The organism is Pseudocolwellia agarivorans, assembly GCF_002000085.1.
Classification (GTDB): Bacteria; Pseudomonadota; Gammaproteobacteria; order Enterobacterales; family Alteromonadaceae; genus Pseudocolwellia; species Pseudocolwellia agarivorans.
The window spans coordinates 108,067-125,632 of sequence record NZ_MUZU01000009.1 but is presented as its reverse complement, the minus strand read 5'-3'; the positions used below and the strand labels follow the sequence as shown (position 1 = coordinate 125,632).

Annotated in this window: 19 protein-coding genes; 11 read left to right on the top strand and 8 right to left on the bottom strand. The window is 34.9% G+C overall.

The features are described 5' to 3' along the window. The first annotated feature begins 49 nt into the window (after positions 1-49). Both B0X80_RS14390 and B0X80_RS14385 read left to right on the top strand, forming a co-directional pair. Positions 50-1,099, top strand: coding sequence for a nucleotidyltransferase family protein (locus tag B0X80_RS14390; RefSeq protein WP_077341394.1), 1,050 nt, complete (start codon positions 50-52; stop codon positions 1,097-1,099). Then, positions 1,099-1,797 (top strand): acylneuraminate cytidylyltransferase family protein, encoded by a 699-nt coding sequence (locus B0X80_RS14385; RefSeq protein ID WP_077341392.1) that lies wholly within the window; start codon positions 1,099-1,101, stop codon positions 1,795-1,797. Before B0X80_RS14390 ends, B0X80_RS14385 begins: the two co-directional genes overlap by 1 nt. A 46-nt stretch (positions 1,798-1,843) precedes the next feature. On the opposite strand, the gene B0X80_RS14380 is transcribed toward B0X80_RS14385, so the two are convergent. Further along, a complete protein-coding gene (locus tag B0X80_RS14380) occupies positions 1,844-2,788 on the bottom strand; it encodes a hypothetical protein (protein ID WP_245825468.1) in 945 nt (314 codons plus the stop codon). Between the two features lie 193 nt (positions 2,789-2,981). Between B0X80_RS14380 and B0X80_RS14375 the strand changes: the two genes are divergently transcribed. The 4 genes from B0X80_RS14375 (at position 2,982) to B0X80_RS14360 (ending at position 7,130) form a co-directional block, all read left to right on the top strand. Beyond that, on the top strand, positions 2,982-4,763 hold the full coding sequence (locus B0X80_RS14375; protein WP_077341620.1) for an acyl-CoA dehydrogenase C-terminal domain-containing protein: 1,782 nt from the start codon (positions 2,982-2,984) through the stop codon (positions 4,761-4,763). Between the two features lie 322 nt (positions 4,764-5,085). Then, positions 5,086-5,745, top strand: coding sequence for a 1-acylglycerol-3-phosphate O-acyltransferase (locus B0X80_RS14370; protein ID WP_245825467.1), 660 nt, complete (start codon positions 5,086-5,088; stop codon positions 5,743-5,745). Next, positions 5,745-6,095, top strand: a complete 351-nt coding sequence (rraB, locus tag B0X80_RS14365; protein WP_076419631.1) for a ribonuclease E inhibitor RraB — start codon at positions 5,745-5,747, stop codon at positions 6,093-6,095. The genes B0X80_RS14370 and rraB overlap by 1 nt, the downstream gene beginning before the upstream one ends. A gap of 813 nt (positions 6,096-6,908) precedes the next feature. Next, the gene (locus tag B0X80_RS14360) at positions 6,909-7,130 is read left to right on the top strand and encodes a TIGR02922 family protein (RefSeq protein WP_077341388.1); all 222 of its coding nucleotides are present in this window, start codon (positions 6,909-6,911) and stop codon (positions 7,128-7,130) included. Between the two features lie 67 nt (positions 7,131-7,197). Here the strand turns inward: B0X80_RS14360 and ccmE are convergent, their stop codons facing one another. Genes ccmE through ccmA form a run of 5 tightly spaced genes read right to left on the bottom strand, consistent with a single transcriptional unit; the run spans position 7,198 to position 10,121 of the window. Beyond that, positions 7,198-7,689 carry a cytochrome c maturation protein CcmE gene (gene ccmE / locus B0X80_RS14355; RefSeq protein WP_077341386.1) on the bottom strand — a complete coding sequence of 164 codons (492 nt, stop codon included), beginning with the start codon at positions 7,687-7,689 and terminating at the stop codon, positions 7,198-7,200. After that, positions 7,673-7,957 carry a heme exporter protein CcmD gene (ccmD, locus tag B0X80_RS14350; protein ID WP_077341384.1) on the bottom strand — a complete coding sequence of 95 codons (285 nt, stop codon included), beginning with the start codon at positions 7,955-7,957 and terminating at the stop codon, positions 7,673-7,675. Before ccmD ends, ccmE begins: the two co-directional genes overlap by 17 nt. Next, on the bottom strand, positions 7,957-8,703 hold the full coding sequence (locus B0X80_RS14345; protein WP_077341382.1) for a heme ABC transporter permease: 747 nt from the start codon (positions 8,701-8,703) through the stop codon (positions 7,957-7,959). Before B0X80_RS14345 ends, ccmD begins: the two co-directional genes overlap by 1 nt. 1 nt (position 8,704) lies before the next feature. Further along, positions 8,705-9,409: a heme exporter protein CcmB gene (ccmB, locus tag B0X80_RS14340; protein WP_077341586.1), complete on the bottom strand. Its 705-nt coding sequence runs from the start codon at positions 9,407-9,409 to the stop codon at positions 8,705-8,707. Between the two features lie 58 nt (positions 9,410-9,467). Then, positions 9,468-10,121, bottom strand: coding sequence for a cytochrome c biogenesis heme-transporting ATPase CcmA (ccmA, locus tag B0X80_RS14335; RefSeq protein ID WP_281253020.1), 654 nt, complete (start codon positions 10,119-10,121; stop codon positions 9,468-9,470). 393 nt (positions 10,122-10,514) lie between these two features. Here ccmA and B0X80_RS14330 point away from each other — a divergent pair, with 393 nt between their 5' ends. Genes B0X80_RS14330 through hemH form a run of 5 tightly spaced genes read left to right on the top strand, consistent with a single transcriptional unit; the run spans position 10,515 to position 15,909 of the window. Next, complete coding sequence (locus B0X80_RS14330) at positions 10,515-12,521, top strand: heme lyase CcmF/NrfE family subunit (protein ID WP_077341380.1); 2,007 nt, start codon at positions 10,515-10,517, stop codon at positions 12,519-12,521. After that, positions 12,521-13,069 (top strand): DsbE family thiol:disulfide interchange protein, encoded by a 549-nt coding sequence (locus tag B0X80_RS14325; protein WP_077341378.1) that lies wholly within the window; start codon positions 12,521-12,523, stop codon positions 13,067-13,069. Before B0X80_RS14330 ends, B0X80_RS14325 begins: the two co-directional genes overlap by 1 nt. A 5-nt stretch (positions 13,070-13,074) precedes the next feature. After that, entirely contained in the window at positions 13,075-13,557 is a 483-nt protein-coding gene (locus B0X80_RS14320) for a cytochrome c-type biogenesis protein (RefSeq protein ID WP_425439714.1), read from the top strand. A gap of 4 nt (positions 13,558-13,561) precedes the next feature. Then, positions 13,562-14,863: a c-type cytochrome biogenesis protein CcmI gene (gene ccmI / locus B0X80_RS14315; protein WP_077341376.1), complete on the top strand. Its 1,302-nt coding sequence runs from the start codon at positions 13,562-13,564 to the stop codon at positions 14,861-14,863. 20 nt (positions 14,864-14,883) lie between these two features. Continuing rightward, positions 14,884-15,909, top strand: coding sequence for a ferrochelatase (gene hemH / locus B0X80_RS14310; RefSeq protein WP_077341374.1), 1,026 nt, complete (start codon positions 14,884-14,886; stop codon positions 15,907-15,909). A 65-nt stretch (positions 15,910-15,974) separates the two neighbouring features. Here hemH and B0X80_RS14305 read toward each other — a convergent pair whose 3' ends face one another. After that, positions 15,975-16,976 carry a GDSL-type esterase/lipase family protein gene (locus B0X80_RS14305; RefSeq protein ID WP_077341372.1) on the bottom strand — a complete coding sequence of 334 codons (1,002 nt, stop codon included), beginning with the start codon at positions 16,974-16,976 and terminating at the stop codon, positions 15,975-15,977. 201 nt (positions 16,977-17,177) lie between these two features. After that, the gene (locus B0X80_RS14300; protein WP_077341370.1) at positions 17,178-17,387 is read right to left on the bottom strand and encodes a cold-shock protein; all 210 of its coding nucleotides are present in this window, start codon (positions 17,385-17,387) and stop codon (positions 17,178-17,180) included. Positions 17,388-17,566: the final 179 nt, after the last annotated feature.

Below are 17,566 nucleotides of genomic sequence, written 5' to 3'. Positions count from 1 at the left end.
GTATTAATTATTATGCTGTATTCATAACAAGCATTGATAAAGAGGTTATATGACTCAACTTTGGAAAAATATCTTAGTCCCACCTTCTACAACGATGGAAGAAACCATTAAAGTTATAGATCTTGGTGCATTAAAATTAGCGCTAGTTGTTGATTCAGATGAAACTTTGTTAGGTGTTGTAACTGATGGGGATATCAGACGGGCATTAATTCGACATCAAAGTATGGATACAGCCATTATCGATGTTATGAATAAAAGTCCTTTAGTTGCAGACGTAAACACAACAAAAGCACGTTTGTTATCGCTAATGAAAAAAAACTCTCTAATCGCTATTCCTTTAATTAAAAATAATAAATTAGTTGGTTTAGAAACCTTAGAAAAAATTGTTTATAAACCGACTTATGAAAACCCTATATTTTTAATGGCGGGAGGTTTTGGTACCCGATTACGTCCATTAACTAATGATTGCCCAAAACCATTATTAAAGCTGGGCGGCAAGCCGATTCTCGAAACGATTATAGAAAATTTTATAAACTCAGGTTTCCATAATTTTTATATCTCTACTCATTTTCTATCTGAAAAAATAAAACAACACTTTGGTGATGGTTCTGATTGGGGAGTCAATATTGAATATGTTTATGAGGAATCTCCCTTAGGTACAGCAGGAGCTTTAGGACTATTGCCTGATAGTATGCCTAAATTACCAGTTATTATGATGAATGGTGACTTACTTACTAAAGTTGATTTTGAACATTTACTTTCATATCACTTAGGTCAAAAGTCTTTGGCAACTATGTGCGTAACTGAATATGAGTATCAAGTACCTTATGGGGTCGTAGAGTCTGTAGGAAACCAAGTGGTAAGTATGGTAGAAAAACCACTTCAACGACATTTTATCAATGCGGGTATCTACGTTATTAACCCTGAATTAATTGCGCAAGTTGAAAAAAATCAAATTATTGACATGCCTACACTAATAGAGCAAAAAATAGCAGAGAACCATAAGGTTTCTATTTTTCCTATTCATGAATATTGGTTAGATATTGGAAAAATGAATGATTTTAATCAAGCACAAATAGATGTTAGAGATAAATTTTAATGATTCTAAATAAACGTTTATTTGCTTTTATTGGCGCTAGAAGTGGTTCAAAAGGTTTAGTTGATAAAAACATTAAAATGTTTCATGGTAAACCCTTAATCGCATGGACGGTTGAGGCAGCGTTAAACTCTCAATATATTGATAAAGTTTTCGTCTCCACTGATAGTGAAAAATACGCTGGAATTGCTCAGCAATATGGCGCAGAAGTTATTGATAGGCCTGAATATTTATCAAATGATGATTCCTCTTTAGCTGAAGCTTTACAGCATGCTTATGAACAAATAAAAGCATTACATGGAGAGTTTAATATAGCACTGAATCTACAAGCGACTTCACCATTAAGAACATGTAAGCATATTGACGAAGCCATTGAGCTTTATACGTCTCGTGATAACGAAGAGTTACGTCTTTTTTCGTGTTATCAACTGGAACCCAAATATGCATGGATCATGAAATGCAATGAGCAAGGTTACGCTCACTTTGTTGATAACAATGAACAAATAAAAACGAATCATGCTCGACAAAAAAATAACTCTATATACATGCCTAATGGGGCTATATATATATTACCTACCAATGATTTATCTAAGTTTTATAATGACACGTCAATCCCGTATGTTATGAATCAAGCAGAATCTATAGATATTGATACTATTCAAGATTTTGAGTTAGCAGAACAACTGTATTTATACCCGTAACCACTCAAGATGCTTAAATAGCCTCTTGAGTGGTTACAGATACGCGTTAATGAAATTTCTCAGCAGTATATTGCCCTTGTATTATTGCTAATTCAGATGTTTGATTTAGTGTACCTAAAGGTAATAGGGCCGGCCCTGTTGGTTCAGCTAAAAGGTATGTTGTTCCATCTAACGTTATAGTTATTTCATCTGTTTTTGCTAATACATCTATACCAATAAGCGCATGATTATCTATAAAAATTAACACCATTTTGATTCTTGGCATAAGTGCTCTTAATATAGCGGCAGTCAAGGTAACTTTACTGTCGCAATCTCCCTGATTTTCCCATAGTAACTTTAAAGGAGGGTTAAAACCTGAGCCGGAAGATTCAACTCTTGAATTTAGTGTTGAATAAGGAATACTTTGCACAAAAGCTAAAACATGATCCGTTACTTTACGAATATTTTGTATTGAAACCGTTTCTAAAATTAATGGTTTCATTGGTTTTAAGTCATCAGCTGATAACGAGGCAAAGGTTACATGATCTGGCTTTATTGCTTGTATATGATCATAAGTGGTAAACGTATGATACCAATTCGTTTGTAGATATGTTTCAGTAAACTCATCATGCAAAGTTAATATCTTTTCTTCAGCATCATTGACTAATGCTAAATCGCTTCCTTTAACGGTAATACTTGCCGATTTTTTGTCATAATCTATTTGAATGTTTTCAATAGGGTTTTTATTTAAATATCTCATGATTTTATTACTAATATGCCGTGCAACTAATTTAGGCTTATAAGTACGAAAATTTCTAAATTTATTAAACAGTACAGACTTACTTAAAGAGAATGAGATAGATTGCGCTTTTTTCTGATGATCTTCCCATTGATAATTAAATTGGTAAAAATCACCTTTTTCGACTTTACTGAAATGAAGTTGCTTTGCTGCAGCGTTATAAGTAACACAACATAATAATATTAATATAAACAGTTGCTTGGGGTTACTCATCGTACGTGTTTACTCATAACGCTATTTATCATTAATTTAAGCACTTGTTTTGATGCTAAGCAAGTTGTTATATCACGCTAAGTGTATTTTGCTTTTCGTAAATATTTGGCGTAAGATTAAAACAAGTGTTTTAATTGATTGTTTTAATGTTGCGGTTGATTATAAAAATAACGTTTTATTTTCGGAGAAGATTGTGGCTGATTACCAAGTACCTTTAAAAGATATGAATTTTTTGTTGTTTGATGTATTTAAGTCAGAAGTGTTATGGCAAAACTTACCTAAGTTGGCGGAACATGTAGATCGTGAAACGACTGAAGCAATATTACAAGAGTGCGCGAAAATAGCAGAACAAGAAATAGCACCTCTTTCTCGCTTAGGAGATGAAACGGGGGTTAATTTTAATAATGGTACAGTAACAACCGTTCCTGGTTATAAAGAAGCTTTTGCAACATACGTAGCCGGAGGATGGAGTGCTTTAGGTGGCGATATCAACTATGGCGGTATGGGCATGCCTAAAGTGGTTACTGCTTTTCACGAAGAAATGCTGTGCTCAGCGGATATATCTTTTTCATTATATCCAGGACTTACTGCCGGCGCAGGTTTATCATTGGCAAAGCATGGTAGCGAAGAGCTTAAAGAACGATATTTAACACGTATGTATGCAGGTGATTGGACTGCAACAATGTGTTTAACCGAGTCTCACTCCGGTACAGATTTAGGTTTAATTAGAACTAAAGCTATCCCACAAGAAAATGGGTCTTACAAAATTACAGGTAATAAAATATTCATTACCGCAGGTGAACATGATTTAGCGGAGAATATCATTCATCTTGTATTAGCTAAGTTGCCTGATGCACCGGCAGGACCTAAAGGGATTTCTCTTTTCTTAGTACCTAAATTTAAAGTTAATGAAGATGAAACATTAGGTGAAGCAAATAATGCAACTTGTGGTTCAATTGAACATAAAATGGGTATTCATGCATCAGCTACTTGCGTTATGAATTTTGATGAAGCCGAAGGTTACCTGATTGGCGAAATCAATAAAGGCTTAAACTGTATGTTTACCATGATGAATTTTGAACGCATTGGTGTTGGTATTCAAGGTATAGGCGCAGCAACTAAGTCATATCAAAATGCACTTGAATACGCAAAAGAACGTTTACAAGGTCGCTCATTAACCGGTGTTAAAAATCCTGATGGTGTAGCTGATTCTATTATGGTACATGGTGACGTACGTAGAATGTTATTAAACATGAAAGCGTTAACAGAAGGCTCAAGAGCTTTATCAACTTATATTTCAATGCAATTAGATATATCAACTTATGGCGAGGGAGAACAGCAGAAAAAAGGTGAAGCGTTAGCAGCGTTAATGACACCACTAGCTAAAGCTTTTTTCACTGACATGGGATTTGATAGTACCGTTGCAGGTCAGCAAGTCTTTGGAGGTCATGGTTTTATTCGTGAATGGGGACAAGAACAACTAGTTCGTGATACCCGTATTGCTCAAATATATGAAGGAACAAATGGTGTGCAAGCCATGGATTTACTTGCTCGTAAAGTTGCGGGTAGTAAAGGCGAATTAATGAAACTATTCATTCAAGAAGTTAGGGATTATATAAGCGACACTAACAGCGAAAGTATGAAGCAATTTATTGTACCGCTTTCAACATCAATTGATGAATTAGAAGAACTTACTCATTATGTGTTAAGCGCTGCGCATAAGAATTCTGAGGAACTAGGCACTGCGGCAAATGATTACTTACATGTGTTTGGTTATACAGCTATGGCTTTTATTTGGGCCAAAATGGCAGAAGAATCTTTGAATAAAGAAAGTTCTGGCGATCACTTTTATCTAAGTAAAATTAAAACAGCACAATATTATTTTGCAAAACTACTACCTCGAAGATCGTCACTTATTGAGTCAATTAAAGCGGGAAGTAATACTTTGTTTAATATAGAAGATGAACTTTTTTAAAAACTAATTTTTTGGCTATAATCTCAATGCTCATAAGTTATTCTTATGGGCATTTTTTATATAACCTACACTCGAGTAACGGGTTTTATAATGTTTTAAATTACCTCTTAACATTGCTATGTTTTCAACGGAAGAGTGTAAGTTAATGTTGTTAATGCTCTAGCGAAAATAGTGTTATTAACTAATTCACTATTTAGATTAGTTAAGGGTTATACTAGCGCCCATAAATTTTATGTGAGATATAACTTTGCTAGCGTTTTTTCGAATAATCTTAGTAACTATTGCTTTGGTTCTTATATGTATTGTTTCCTGTGTTTTTTGTTTGTTTAGACCTTTTCATAAAAATAATGCACATTTAACTTGTCGTTACTTAGCCAAAGTTACGACATTATTAGGTGTAGAGGTTGAGGTTAGGATCCCAGAGTCAGTTAAGCATATTGATTCAGTTGTTTATATTTGTAACCATCAAAACACATGGGATATGTTTACACTCGCTAAAGCTGTTCGGCCAAATACCGTGAGTGTTGGTAAAAAAAGCCTAATATGGATGCCTTTTTTTGGGCAAATGTATTGGCTAACAGGTAATATTTTAATCGATCGTAAAAATAGTAATAAGGCAAAAAACACGATTGCACAAACGGCAAGTAAAATTAATGCTGATGGTCTTTCTGTTTGGTTGTTTCCTGAAGGTACTCGTAGTTATGGTAAAGGTATTTTACCTTTTAAAACAGGGGCCTTTAGAACAGCACAGCAAGCAAGTGTACCTATTGTTCCTATTTGCGCAAGTAGCTCGGCTGATATCAAATTGAATCGCTGGAATAACGGAAAAATGATTATTCAATTTTTAGATCCTATTCACATAAATACAGAAAATAGTGAAAGTATTAAATCAGTAACTCAAAAAGCTCAGTTAATGATCACTGAGAAATTTAATGAACTGAACGAAGAAGTACAACATAGTTATAGAAACGAGACTAAATAATGATTGAAGATGAATTACAACAATGGTTAACCCACACTGAAAACTTAATTGCAGATCTTATTGCTGATGAAACAAATGAAGAAGTAGATCATACTATTGAACATCATTTTTCTAGTGCAAATTTTGAGTTATTAGAAGCCGCCGCCGTAACCGCATTTAAGAAAGGGTACGATGTAGAAGAACCTGAAGAAGCTGAAACGGATAGTGGTGAAAAGGTCTTTGCCTTTGATATTATTACAGAACAACCTCTTGAAGTAGACATTATTTCAGATGAGACAAAAATTATGTTCCAATTAGCGAAACAGTGCAAAGTGGATTATGACGGCTGGGGTACGTATTTCGAAGAGTAAATTATCAAGAAATAACCCGATAAATTAGATTACCAAGGTAACAGGTCTTGTGTTTTTTCTTTTAATTTTGATTATTGTAATTGTAAGTTTTTTTGGTTTTTCGGCTTTAGATTACAATTAATTTATTGAAATTATAGAATAATAAATAATTTTTTTTGAGCGTTAAGTCTTGATTTAACCTATTTTATTACTCGAGGAGTTAATTGTTTAGCTCCTTTTTTATGTCAATTATTTTATAGCTCTCCTCTTTATAGCTCAATTTACATCATGTCTTAGCTATTGATGCAAAACTTGCACTAACATAAGAAAAACTCCCAGTTACAGCATATGTTAAAATAATATTATTAAGTAAGCTGAGTTCGGCTTAATAAATGTTCTTCTAGCAGCTACTTTTACTAACTTCTGCGTTAAATTCACTTGCAATAGGCCAGCTATTGACGCGTAAATTTTCCTTGAATTAAGTAAAACTATCAAGCTAGAAGCGAACCGAGTTTTTAGTGATTATTTTTCAAAGAGTTGACAATATCTTAAACCGAACTCAGGTTAAGTATTTCAAGCTATTAAAAATACCTTTAAATAAGGTCTGTTTATCCATCGTAATATTTTGTTTTGTTATTTTTTTATATTGTATGCAATTTATTGCTAGTAATTTTTATTAAAATAGTTAACTATAAGTTCGAATTTTTAACTGCATAGTATCCAAAACTATAGACTTGTCTATAATTAAAATAACCTAAAAGGATGTTCGCCTAGATATTTATTAGTTGTATAGCTGAAAAGTAATTCATTCAGCTAAGTAGATTAGGAACAATAATGACACATCCATCTCAACGAAAAGTTACTGTAATATATTATACTGAGGGATCACTTGAGCTAAAACACGACGTTAAAACCTTTGAAGAAAATATGAATGGTAGAGTGGTTATCCCAAATGATTTTAAAGAGGATAAATCTATTATTGCCGTATGTGATGGTGAAATAGAGATTTTAAATAAAGTAGGTGAACGTATTTTGTCAGTAAAATACACCGCCTAATCTTTAAAAATATGAAAGGTAATTGTGATGGTAAATATATAACCATAACAATTACCTTTTTTAGTGGTTAATAACCTTTAGATTCAGTGTGAGGTTTAGTTGAGTCAGCTTCTAATTCTTTGGGCATGTAATTTTCATCATGTTTAGCTAACACCTCTGTGGCTTCAATGACATAACTATCAGTATTCAATACACCATTTGCGACAATACCTTGTCCTTCTCTGAATAGATCAGGCAATATCCCATCATATTTTACCGTAACCATAGGTTCATTTTCATCAAAAGTAATAGGCATTTTCATGTCTGCTAATTTAAATGCTATTTTTAAACTGTTCTCATCTCTTTTTACGCTACCGGGTACGACTAAACCACCAATTCTTAAACGTTGTCCATTAATTGCTTTTATACCAGAACCTTCTTTACCATTATAAATTTCTGAAGGTTTGTAAAATAGATCAATGTTTTGACTTAATGCATATAACACGAGTCCTGAAACAACGCCTAAACCTATTAGGATAGAGGCGACAATAGTTAAACGTTTTTTACGGCGTGGGTTCATTTTCTTCCTCGGATACAGCTAAAGGGGATAAAGGGGCTTGCTTATCTTTTTGATTTTTTTCTTGTGCAGCTTGTTGTAATTTAGCCGCTTCTTTGCGCTTTGTTTCTCTTAAATAGCGCTGAGCAATATGCTTAACGGTTTGGTTATGTTTCTGTTTACTAAACACAATAAGTAATAAAATAGCTAACGCGGCAACACCATATGAAAGCCAAACATAAAAGCCGTAACCGCCCATATCCAAAAAGGCGCTAATACTTTCAAACTGCATTATTTACCTCCTTCAGCGAGTACTAATTCTTTTACCCAAGGGCGCATACTGTTTCTTGATAAAATTTCACTTCTAAAGCGAATGCATGTAATGACTACAATGAGAAAAATAAAGCCCATATAACAAAATATAAATGGCCATAACATATCTATGGTCATCGAAGGTTTGCCCATTTTACTTACTGTTGCACCTTGGTGTAATGTATTCCACCACTCGACAGAGTACTTTATGATTGGAATATTAATAACACCTACTAAGGTTAATATTCCTGCGGCTTTACCTGCTAATCCTTTATCCTCAAAAGCGTTATGAAGTGCTATTACGCCTAAAAACAAAAATAATAAAATGAGTTGAGAGGTTAGTCTAGCATCCCAAATCCACCAAGTACCCCACATAGGTTTACCCCATGCAGCACCAGTAACTAAAGATACAAAGGTAAATACAGCACCTATAGGGGCTAAAGCGGCGGCAGAGGCATCAGCAAGTTTTAACTGCCAAACAATACTGCATAATGCTGCAATGGCCATCCCAACATATATTCCCATGGATAATGTGGCGGTGGGGACATGGATATAGAAGATTCTAAAACTATCACCTTGCTGATAATCTGCAGGTGAAAAAAGCAAAGCCCAAATTAAACCAATAGTAAGCAAGGCAATTGTTAAATAGCTAAACCACGGAATTAACCTACCTGTTAGATGGTAAGTTGTTTCTGGATTTGCGTAAGGATGAAGCCATTTCCACATGTTAATTTGTACTCACTTTTAAAGCTGATGATACGGCAAATGGTGCCAAGGTAAGGGTACTAAAAAATAGCGCGGCAATTATAGCAAGTTGCCCTGTAAAAGGTAAGTTCATCGATGCACTATCAATTGCGCTTGTCGCAAAAATCAACACAGGAATATACAAAGGGAGGATTAATAAACTCAACAATACGCCGCCTTTTTTAATGCCTACCGTTAGCGCAACGCCTATCGCGCCAATTAAACTTAATATGGGAGTGCCTAATAAAAGAGTTAACATTAAAGCGCCATAGCTATGTTCGTTTAGATGTAAAAGTACGGCCAATAAAGGAGCAATAAAAATAAGGGGTAAGCCAGTTAATAACCAATGAGCGGTGATTTTAGCTAACACTAAAACAAAAATAGGATGCGGGCTTAGCAACATTTGCTCTAACGACCCATCATTGTAATCAGATTTGAATAATCGATCTAATGATAAAAGAGTTGATAACAATGCCGCAACCCAAATAATACCAGGAGCTATACGCGATAATGTATTTATTTCAGGACCAATTCCAAGAGGGAAAAGCGTAATAACAATAACAAAAAACAAGATAGGATTTAAAATGTCGTCTTTATGTCTAAACGCTATCGTGAGATCTCGTTTTAATACCAGCATAAATGCTGAACGATAAGATAAGCTGTTTAAATACTGAATGTTATTTACCATCGGTTGTGCCATTAATTGGGCCATTGCTTAGTTCTGTGTATTATAAAAAAAACAACATTTAGAAAAAACGATATTCTAGCGTGAGTTTTTTTATTCGTTCTTTAGGTAATGCTAAATCTTGGTGTGTTGTTAAAATGATGCAACCACCTCGATCAACATGAGTCAAAAATAGAGATTCCAATGCTTTTACACCCACTTTATCTATAGCGGTAAAAGGTTCATCTAAAATCCATATAGGTGCTTTCGTTTGCCATAATTGAGCTAGTGCAATACGCCTATGTTGCCCTGCACTTAAGTGCGAAGCTAAAGAATCTTCAAAGCCTAGTAAATTAACATCTTTCAACGTGTTTTCTGCCAAGCTAGGGTTTAAACCCTGTAATGCCAGATTAAACGCTAGATTCTCTTGAGCCGTCATCTCGCCTTTTACGCCGGGAAGGTGACCTAGATAAAGTAAGTTTTGATGATAATCTTCACGAACTTTCTGAATATTTTTTTCATTAAAACAAACGCTACCATCATAGGGGACAGATAATCCCGATAATATACGTAATAAGCTGGTTTTTCCTGCACCGTTAGGGCCTTCAACTTGAATAATATCACCTGAATAAGCGTTTATATTTAACGCTTCAAATAAAATACGATCCTCTCTTATACATGTCAGCATTTTGGCTGATAGTAAAGGCGTTGAAGTGGTTTCATTAGTTGTGTGCAAGAAAAAATCCAAATAAAAAGCGTTATACGAAGTGAGTATAACCTAATGTTTATACTTTAAAATTGATATAGAACAACTTCGATTTATGCGCATTATCATACTATAACCACATGTAATTCAACAGTTCGAAATAATATTGAATATTCGCACTAACTTTAATGATTAATAATATGGGTTGATGCTAGAATAACGCCAATTTTTAGGTTTAAAAAACTCAAAAATAATACATTGCATAGGCTATTTGTCATAACTTATTACACTTTTTGTACCTGAAAATGATAAATACATTCTAAAATGCGCATTTAGCTTAATAATGTTATTAAAAATTGAATAGCCTACCTTTATTCGACTTTGCAGAAAAGATCGAGAAAGAAGATAAATCCGGAGAAATAAATGATACCTGAGCTAGGGCATTTCGCTCTTATAATTGGTTTAGCCTTTGCTATTTGTTTAAGTATTGTGCCTTTGGTTGGCATAGCGACTAAACACCAACAGCTTATAACTTATGCTAAACCGCTAACGTTTGGTATGTTTGCTTTTATTGCCATTAGTATTATTACTCTGGGTTATAGCTTTGTAACTGACGATTTTTCCGTACTTTATATTGCAAGCCATTCAAACAGCCATTTGCCTTATTATTTTAAAATAAGTGCTGTGTGGGGCGGGCATGAAGGCTCATTATTACTTTGGGTTTTTTCTTTAGCCGCTTGGACAGCCGCAGTTGCCAAATTTAGTGATGGTATTGAAGACGCGTTTATTGCACGCGTTTTAGCTGTGTTAGGCATGGTTGTGGTTGGTTTTGCGGTATTTACTTTATTAACTTCTAACCCTTTTGAACGTTTATGGCCTAATGTGCCTGTAGAAGGGCGTGACTTAAATCCTTTATTACAAGATGTAGGTTTAATTATTCATCCGCCATTATTATATTTAGGCTACGTTGGTTTCTCTGTGTCTTTTGCTTTTGCTGTAGCGGCTTTAATGTGCGGTAAGTTAGATGCGGCTTGGGCTCGATGGGCTCGTCCTTGGACCGTTGGAGCATGGGTTTTCCTAACTTGTGGTATTGCTTTAGGTAGTTGGTGGGCTTATTACGAACTTGGTTGGGGCGGATGGTGGTTTTGGGATCCTGTTGAAAATGCTTCATTTATGCCTTGGTTAGTAGGTACCGCACTTATTCATTCATTAGCGGTTACTGAAAAACGAGGGGCTTTTAGAAACTGGACTGTTTTATTAGCTATTTTTGCGTTTAGTTTAAGTTTACTGGGTACATTCATCGTTCGTTCTGGAGTTATTACCTCTGTTCATTCATTTGCTGCAGATCCGGGACGTGGATTATTTATCCTCATGTTATTAGCTATAGCGGTTGGAGGCTCCTTAACTTTATTTGCTATAAGAGCTTCAAACGTTGCAAGTTTTAGCCGTTTTGCTTTTTATTCAAGAGAAACAGCATTACTTATTTGTAACGTTATTCTTGTTATTGCTGCTATTACTGTGTTACTCGGTACTTTATACCCATTACTCGTTGATGCCTTAGGTTACGGTAAGATTTCTGTTGGACCTCCTTATTTTAATGCGGTATTTGTTCCAATAATGAGTTTACTCTTTATTGTTATGGGTATAGGCCCGCTTATTCGATGGAAAAAAGCTAAAAAAGGTGAATTACGTAAACAATTATTTTCTCCATCAATTATTAGTATTGTTATTGGTGTAGCTTTTCCTTTCCTATATGCCGGTGAGTTTAATGCTTGGGTCACTATGGGGATTACATTAGCCTGTTGGGTTGAGTTAGTCGTATTGAAAGACTTATACAACAGAGCGAAAGGCCCAGATGGAAAATTATCAATATCTAGGATCAGTTTAAGCCAAATTGGAATGACATTAGCCCATAAAGGTATTGCTATCGCTATTGTAGGTGTAACGCTTGTTTCTACTTATGAGACCGAAACCAACGTGAAAATGTCACAAGGTGAAAGCGCACTTATTTCCGGATACGAAGTTAAATTTAACGGTGTTAAAGACGTAAAAGGTCCTAACTACTCTGCGGTGCAAGGCCAAATTGAGGTTTATAAAAATGGTGACTTTGTTAGTTTGTTACAGCCAGAAAGACGTACTTATTTAGTACAAACTATGGGAATGACTGAGGCGGCAATAGATCCAGGTTTGTTTAGAGACGTTTACGTTGCTCTGGGTGATCCATTACCAAATAATGCTTGGGCGGTACGCGTACATTATAAACCTTTTGTAAGGTGGATTTGGTTAGGCGCTATTTTCATGGCAGTAGGTGGTGTGCTTACCATGTTAGATAAACGATACCGTAGAAAAAAAATAGTTAAAACAAAATCTTCTAGCTTAAAAAATAGCGAAATTCAGAGTGCGAAACCAAATCTAGCAGGGGCAGAGTAATGGGTAAGTTAATTCGATTTATTCCTCTTATATTGTTTGTTGTATTGGGTGTGGTTTTATATCGAGGCTTGTCGTTAAATCCGACTGAACTGCCTTCTGCTTTGGTAAATCAGCAATTTCCTGAATTTTCGTTATATAGTGTTAATGATGAGAAAACGTTGAAAACTAATGCAGATTTTAAAGCCGGTATTAAATTGGTTAATGTATGGGGGACTTGGTGTCCGTCGTGCAGAGCTGAGCATGAGTATTTACTAAAACTTTCTAAAACTGATCGCTTTACTATCTACGGTTTGAATTATGACGATGAAAGAGTAGCGGCTCAAAAATGGTTAGCTGCTTTGGGTAATCCTTATCAATTTTCATTGTTTGATGAATTAGGCAAGTTAAGTATTAACTTAGGTGTGTACGCTGCCCCTGAAACTTTTGTTATTGATCATAACAATATTATTCGAAAGCGTTTTGCTGGTCCCTTAAATGCCAATATTTGGCGCCATGAATTTGAGCCACTTATTGCGCAAATTGAATCAGAACAACAAGCGGGGAAATAGTTATTATGATCACCAAATTTTTAGCCTCATTCGCTCTAAGCATGACATTAGCTTGTGCGTTTATAACAACTTCCATTGTGCATGCTAGCCCTGTTGATACTTATGAATTTAGAGATGAAGTGACTAAAATACGTTTCAACGATTTGACCAAAGAGTTGAGATGTCCTAAATGTCAAAATCAAAATTTAGCTGATTCTAATTCACCTATCGCAGCTGATTTGCGCAGAGAAGTTTATGATTTACTTGAGCAAGGAAAAGCCGACAGTGAAATTGTTAATTTTATGGTAGCTCGATATGGCGACTTTGTATTATATCGTCCGAGAGTGAACAGCCTTACGTATATTTTATGGTTTGGTCCTGCGCTGTTATTACTTATTGGTGTAATAGTTGTAGTGATGATTATTCGTAAAAAGCCGCAAGCTACAGTTGAAAAAACACTTTCTACTGAACAGCAAAGCCAACTTGATAACATACTAAAAGACAAATAAATTCATGCCAGAACTCATTATATTAATTGTTGCTTTTCTTCTCCTTATACTCGTTGTTATTTGGTGGCATTTTATTAAACAAAATAACAACGTGACTATTGTAGACAACACACAACGTGACGATACGAATGTTAGGTTGTATCACGAACATAAAGCTGAAATTGAAAACGATTTTAAACAAGGCAGTATTGATGATGAAAATTACCAATACTTAATTGCAGAATTAGATAAAAGCTTATTACAAGATATAGAAGAAAATAAGAAAGCTTCAGCTGAAGAGGTGATTGTAAGTAAAACTATTTCGGTTATTTGGCCAATAATATTAACAGTTTTTGTTTTGACATTTAGTTTTGTTATGTACAACCATAATGGCGCTTACAAGCAACTGAGTCAGCCATTAAACAGTAACCAACATGCGGGTGCTGAAATGAGCGAGCAAGATCAAGCACAACAAATGATTGCTCAAATTAAATCTCTGATCGATTTAACAGTAAACGAACCTGATAATTCAGATGCTTGGTACGGCTTAGGACAAGCCTTTATTAATATAGGTGAATTCAACAAAGCCATAGAGTCGTTTGACCAAGTTATTCGCATTGAAGGTGAATCTGCTGAGTTATATGGTGCTAAAGCTCAAGCTTATTACTATAAAGACAATCAGACTATCTCGAGTGATGTGCAAGAGTTTATTGATAAAGCACTTGCATTAAATCCTGCTGATGCTTCAACCAATATACTTATGGGGATGCATAATTTTATGAATCAAAATTATGAAATAGCGATTAAATATTGGGAAACGGTTATTAATGCAGGTAAACCGAATGTAAATACACAAGCGCTTAGTGAGGCGGTAGCCGAAGCTAAAAATAGGTTATTACAAGCGGCTAATGGGCAAGGTATCGAACAAAGTAATCCTGCTCAAATAAATAATGATCAAACTGATATAGGTCCACAGTTAACAGTTAATGTTGATATCAGTGAAAATATTAAAGAACAACTGATCCAAGGTGAAGATAAGGTCGTATTTATCTACGCAGTATCATCAGATGCTAAACATGGCAGAATGCCTGTTGCCGCAGTTAAAATGAAAGCAAGTGATTTACCTGTAACTGTTGTGCTAAACGACAGTAAAGCAATGTCTCCACAAGCTAAAATTAGTGATGTTCCTGCCGTTAATATTTACGCGGTAATTTCTGCTAGTGGCAGTGTGGGTACTAAATCTGGCGACTTTAAAGCAGAGCTGCTAAATACTGATGTGTTATCAACCGAACCCGTATCATTATTGATTGATACTATTGTTCCTTAATGAGTGTTTAGATAAATATTATGTCGAGATTTTTAGGTCGCAGCAAAGAACTTCACGATAAAAAAGCGAAAATAGGTGTGCTAGTGACTAATTTAGGTACACCTGAAGCGCCAACAGCTTCAGCATTAAGAACTTATTTAAGGGAGTTTTTATCTGATCCTCGTGTAGTAGAAATACCTAGAATATTATGGATGGTTATTCTACACGGCATAATTTTACGTATTCGACCTAAAAAATCTGCTGCTTTGTATAAAAGTATTTGGACAGAGCAAGGCTCACCACTTATGGTGATCAGCGAAAAACAAAAAGACAAAATTGCAGAGGCTGTAACAGAAAAGTATGGGGACAAGGTAACCGTTGCTTTAGCTATGCGATATGGCAATCCCTCAATTGAAAATGCCTTAAATACGATGCAGCAATCAGGTGTTAACGATATTATTGTATTACCTTTATATCCTCAATATGCAGGCCCTACAACAGCCTCAACATTTGATGCAGTTGTTAAAACACTTCAAAAGTGGCGTTGGATCCCAAGTTTACGTTTTATTAGCGGATACCACGATAATCCTAAATATATTCAAGCGCTTAAACATAGCGTAACTGAGCATATTAAATTACACGGTAAACCCGATAAGCTCATACTTTCATTTCATGGTATGCCTAAATACTTTTTAGAGCAGGGCGACCCTTATTATTGTTTTTGTAGTATGACCACGCGTTTATTAACAGAGTCTTTAGGTTTTGATAAAGATGACATCGTAATGACCTTTCAATCGCGTTTTGGTAAAGCTGAATGGTTACAGCCTTATACTGACGTAACCTTAGAAAAATTAGCTAAAGAAGGCAATAAACATGTTGCCATAATGAGTCCTGCTTTTAGTGCTGACTGCTTAGAAACATTAGAAGAGTTAGAACATGAGAATAGAGCTGTCTTTATAGACGCTGGCGGTGAAACTTACCACTACATTCCAGCACTCAATGATGACGAACTTCATATCGAAGCTTTAGTTGATGTTATTAATGCTTCTATGCCTATTACCAAGTAAAAATGCATTTTTACTTGGTAAGGCTTTCTGAGTTTTTATGAATAACGGTTTAATCTCAATTTAGGCTATTTATCTAAAATTTTCGTTATTTGTTTTTCAAGTGCTTTTAGTTCTATTTTGTATTGATTCATGGGTAAACCAACAGGAAGTTTAGGGCGCGTATGCCCTGTATAAGTTAGCCAGGCGTCTCGAGTTAACTGCATTTTTTTGTTTGTTAGTGTAAGTAGTTTTTGTGGTGATTTACTTAAGGTTTCAGCTAAAGATAATGAGTCAGAAATATATAACGTCGACTGTTGATTCATTATTATTTTTTCGGGCTCAAAATAATTCATAATTAAGTCAGTTAAAAGCCAGTATCCATCGTCAACCATATGAATACCGTCATGTTGATAAAAATAATCAGGTCGGTCTTTTCTCAACGTTATAATTTGCCTGTTCATTTCGTTGTATAGGTCAATCACATGCCAACCATCTACTCTTTTTTGTAATAACCAATTAGAAAAAGAGCCTAAGACTTTATCATTATAATCAAGGGCATCTATGCTCCCTTTTTGATGGTCATACATAGGTGGTGTTATATAAACTGCAGGAATATTGCGTTCGTTAATGGCTTTGTTTAACGCTAAATAACCTTGTTGAAAGCGTTTGTCTTTTTTGTCGTTAAACGACTGGTATATACCACAGTTAATACCATACATAGCAATAATAAGATCAGGTTGTGTTTTATCTAAAACGGATATTAAACGGTCATGCACATACGGACGAGGAAATGTACCGTTTGCATGTCCTGCTTCGCTTAACCCTGTAATCGTTTCGCTTGGTAAACCGACATTAATAATTTCGAATACTTTGTTCGGATAGAGCTTTTTTAACCATAACTCCGTATTAACAAGCATATCACCTTGAAAAGTAATACTGTCTCCAAGAAACACAATTCGTTTAGCTTGTTTAATAGAAGGAGCTTTTATGAATGATTTTGATGTAGATGGCTTTTGTATGCAAGTACAGCCAAAGCTGAACATAATTATAAACACATGCATTAAAAATATTTTGAAGAAATGTTTCATGGTGAATTCTTTATATAGATTTTATTAATTTATTCTATATGTAAATTATGTTGTTTGTATATGATATTTCATGTTGTTAGATAATTTGATTGGTGACGGGTATAGATTGTTATTAGACGAAGTGATTTGATGATGAGGAGGAAATAAAAAAGGTGAATCATTTCTAATTCACCTTTTTCGAATTTGTTTTAAGTGTTTAACTTAAAGAGCTGTTACGTTTTCAGCTTCAGGGCCTTTTTGGCCTTGTTTAACTGTAAAAGACACTGCTTGACCATCAGTTAAAGTGCGGAAACCGTCACCTTGGATAGCACTAAAATGAACGAAAACGTCAGGGCCGTTTTCTTGCTCAATGAAACCGAATCCTTTAGATTCATTAAAGAATTTTACTTTACCTGTTACTGAGTCAGACATACTTACATTTCTCACAAAAAATAGTTTAAAAACAGCCAAATGGCTACATACGGAGTAAATGCTCTCTACCTCAAAGTACAGACAGAGAAAGGTTTCCAATAACACAATAAAAGCGTTTAGGACAATCAACTATTACTAGCTAACCTTTCCTTCTTCCGAAACGCAAAAACTCAACGCGA

Bases quoted from the DNA above. Each gene is read 5' to 3' on its own strand.
- B0X80_RS14330 (WP_077341380.1), top strand. From the start codon at position 10,515: ATGATACCTGAGCTAGGGCATTTCGCTCTTATAATTGGTTTAGCCTTT.
- B0X80_RS14320 (WP_425439714.1), top strand. From the start codon at position 13,075: ATGATCACCAAATTTTTAGCCTCATTCGCTCTAAGCATGACATTAGCT.
- B0X80_RS14325 (WP_077341378.1), top strand. From the start codon at position 12,521: ATGGGTAAGTTAATTCGATTTATTCCTCTTATATTGTTTGTTGTATTG.
- rraB (WP_076419631.1), top strand. From the start codon at position 5,745: ATGATTGAAGATGAATTACAACAATGGTTAACCCACACTGAAAACTTA.
- B0X80_RS14300 (WP_077341370.1), bottom strand. From the start codon at position 17,387: ATGTCTGACTCAGTAACAGGTAAAGTAAAATTCTTTAATGAATCTAAA.
- ccmD (WP_077341384.1), bottom strand. From the start codon at position 7,957: ATGCAGTTTGAAAGTATTAGCGCCTTTTTGGATATGGGCGGTTACGGC.
- B0X80_RS14380 (WP_245825468.1), bottom strand. From the start codon at position 2,788: ATGAGTAACCCCAAGCAACTGTTTATATTAATATTATTATGTTGTGTT.
- hemH (WP_077341374.1), top strand. From the start codon at position 14,884: ATGTCGAGATTTTTAGGTCGCAGCAAAGAACTTCACGATAAAAAAGCG.
- ccmE (WP_077341386.1), bottom strand. From the start codon at position 7,689: ATGAACCCACGCCGTAAAAAACGTTTAACTATTGTCGCCTCTATCCTA.
- B0X80_RS14305 (WP_077341372.1), bottom strand. From the start codon at position 16,976: ATGAAACATTTCTTCAAAATATTTTTAATGCATGTGTTTATAATTATG.
- ccmB (WP_077341586.1), bottom strand. From the start codon at position 9,409: ATGGTAAATAACATTCAGTATTTAAACAGCTTATCTTATCGTTCAGCA.
- B0X80_RS14385 (WP_077341392.1), top strand. From the start codon at position 1,099: ATGATTCTAAATAAACGTTTATTTGCTTTTATTGGCGCTAGAAGTGGT.
- B0X80_RS14345 (WP_077341382.1), bottom strand. From the start codon at position 8,703: ATGTGGAAATGGCTTCATCCTTACGCAAATCCAGAAACAACTTACCAT.
- B0X80_RS14390 (WP_077341394.1), top strand. From the start codon at position 50: ATGACTCAACTTTGGAAAAATATCTTAGTCCCACCTTCTACAACGATG.
- ccmI (WP_077341376.1), top strand. From the start codon at position 13,562: ATGCCAGAACTCATTATATTAATTGTTGCTTTTCTTCTCCTTATACTC.
- B0X80_RS14360 (WP_077341388.1), top strand. From the start codon at position 6,909: ATGACACATCCATCTCAACGAAAAGTTACTGTAATATATTATACTGAG.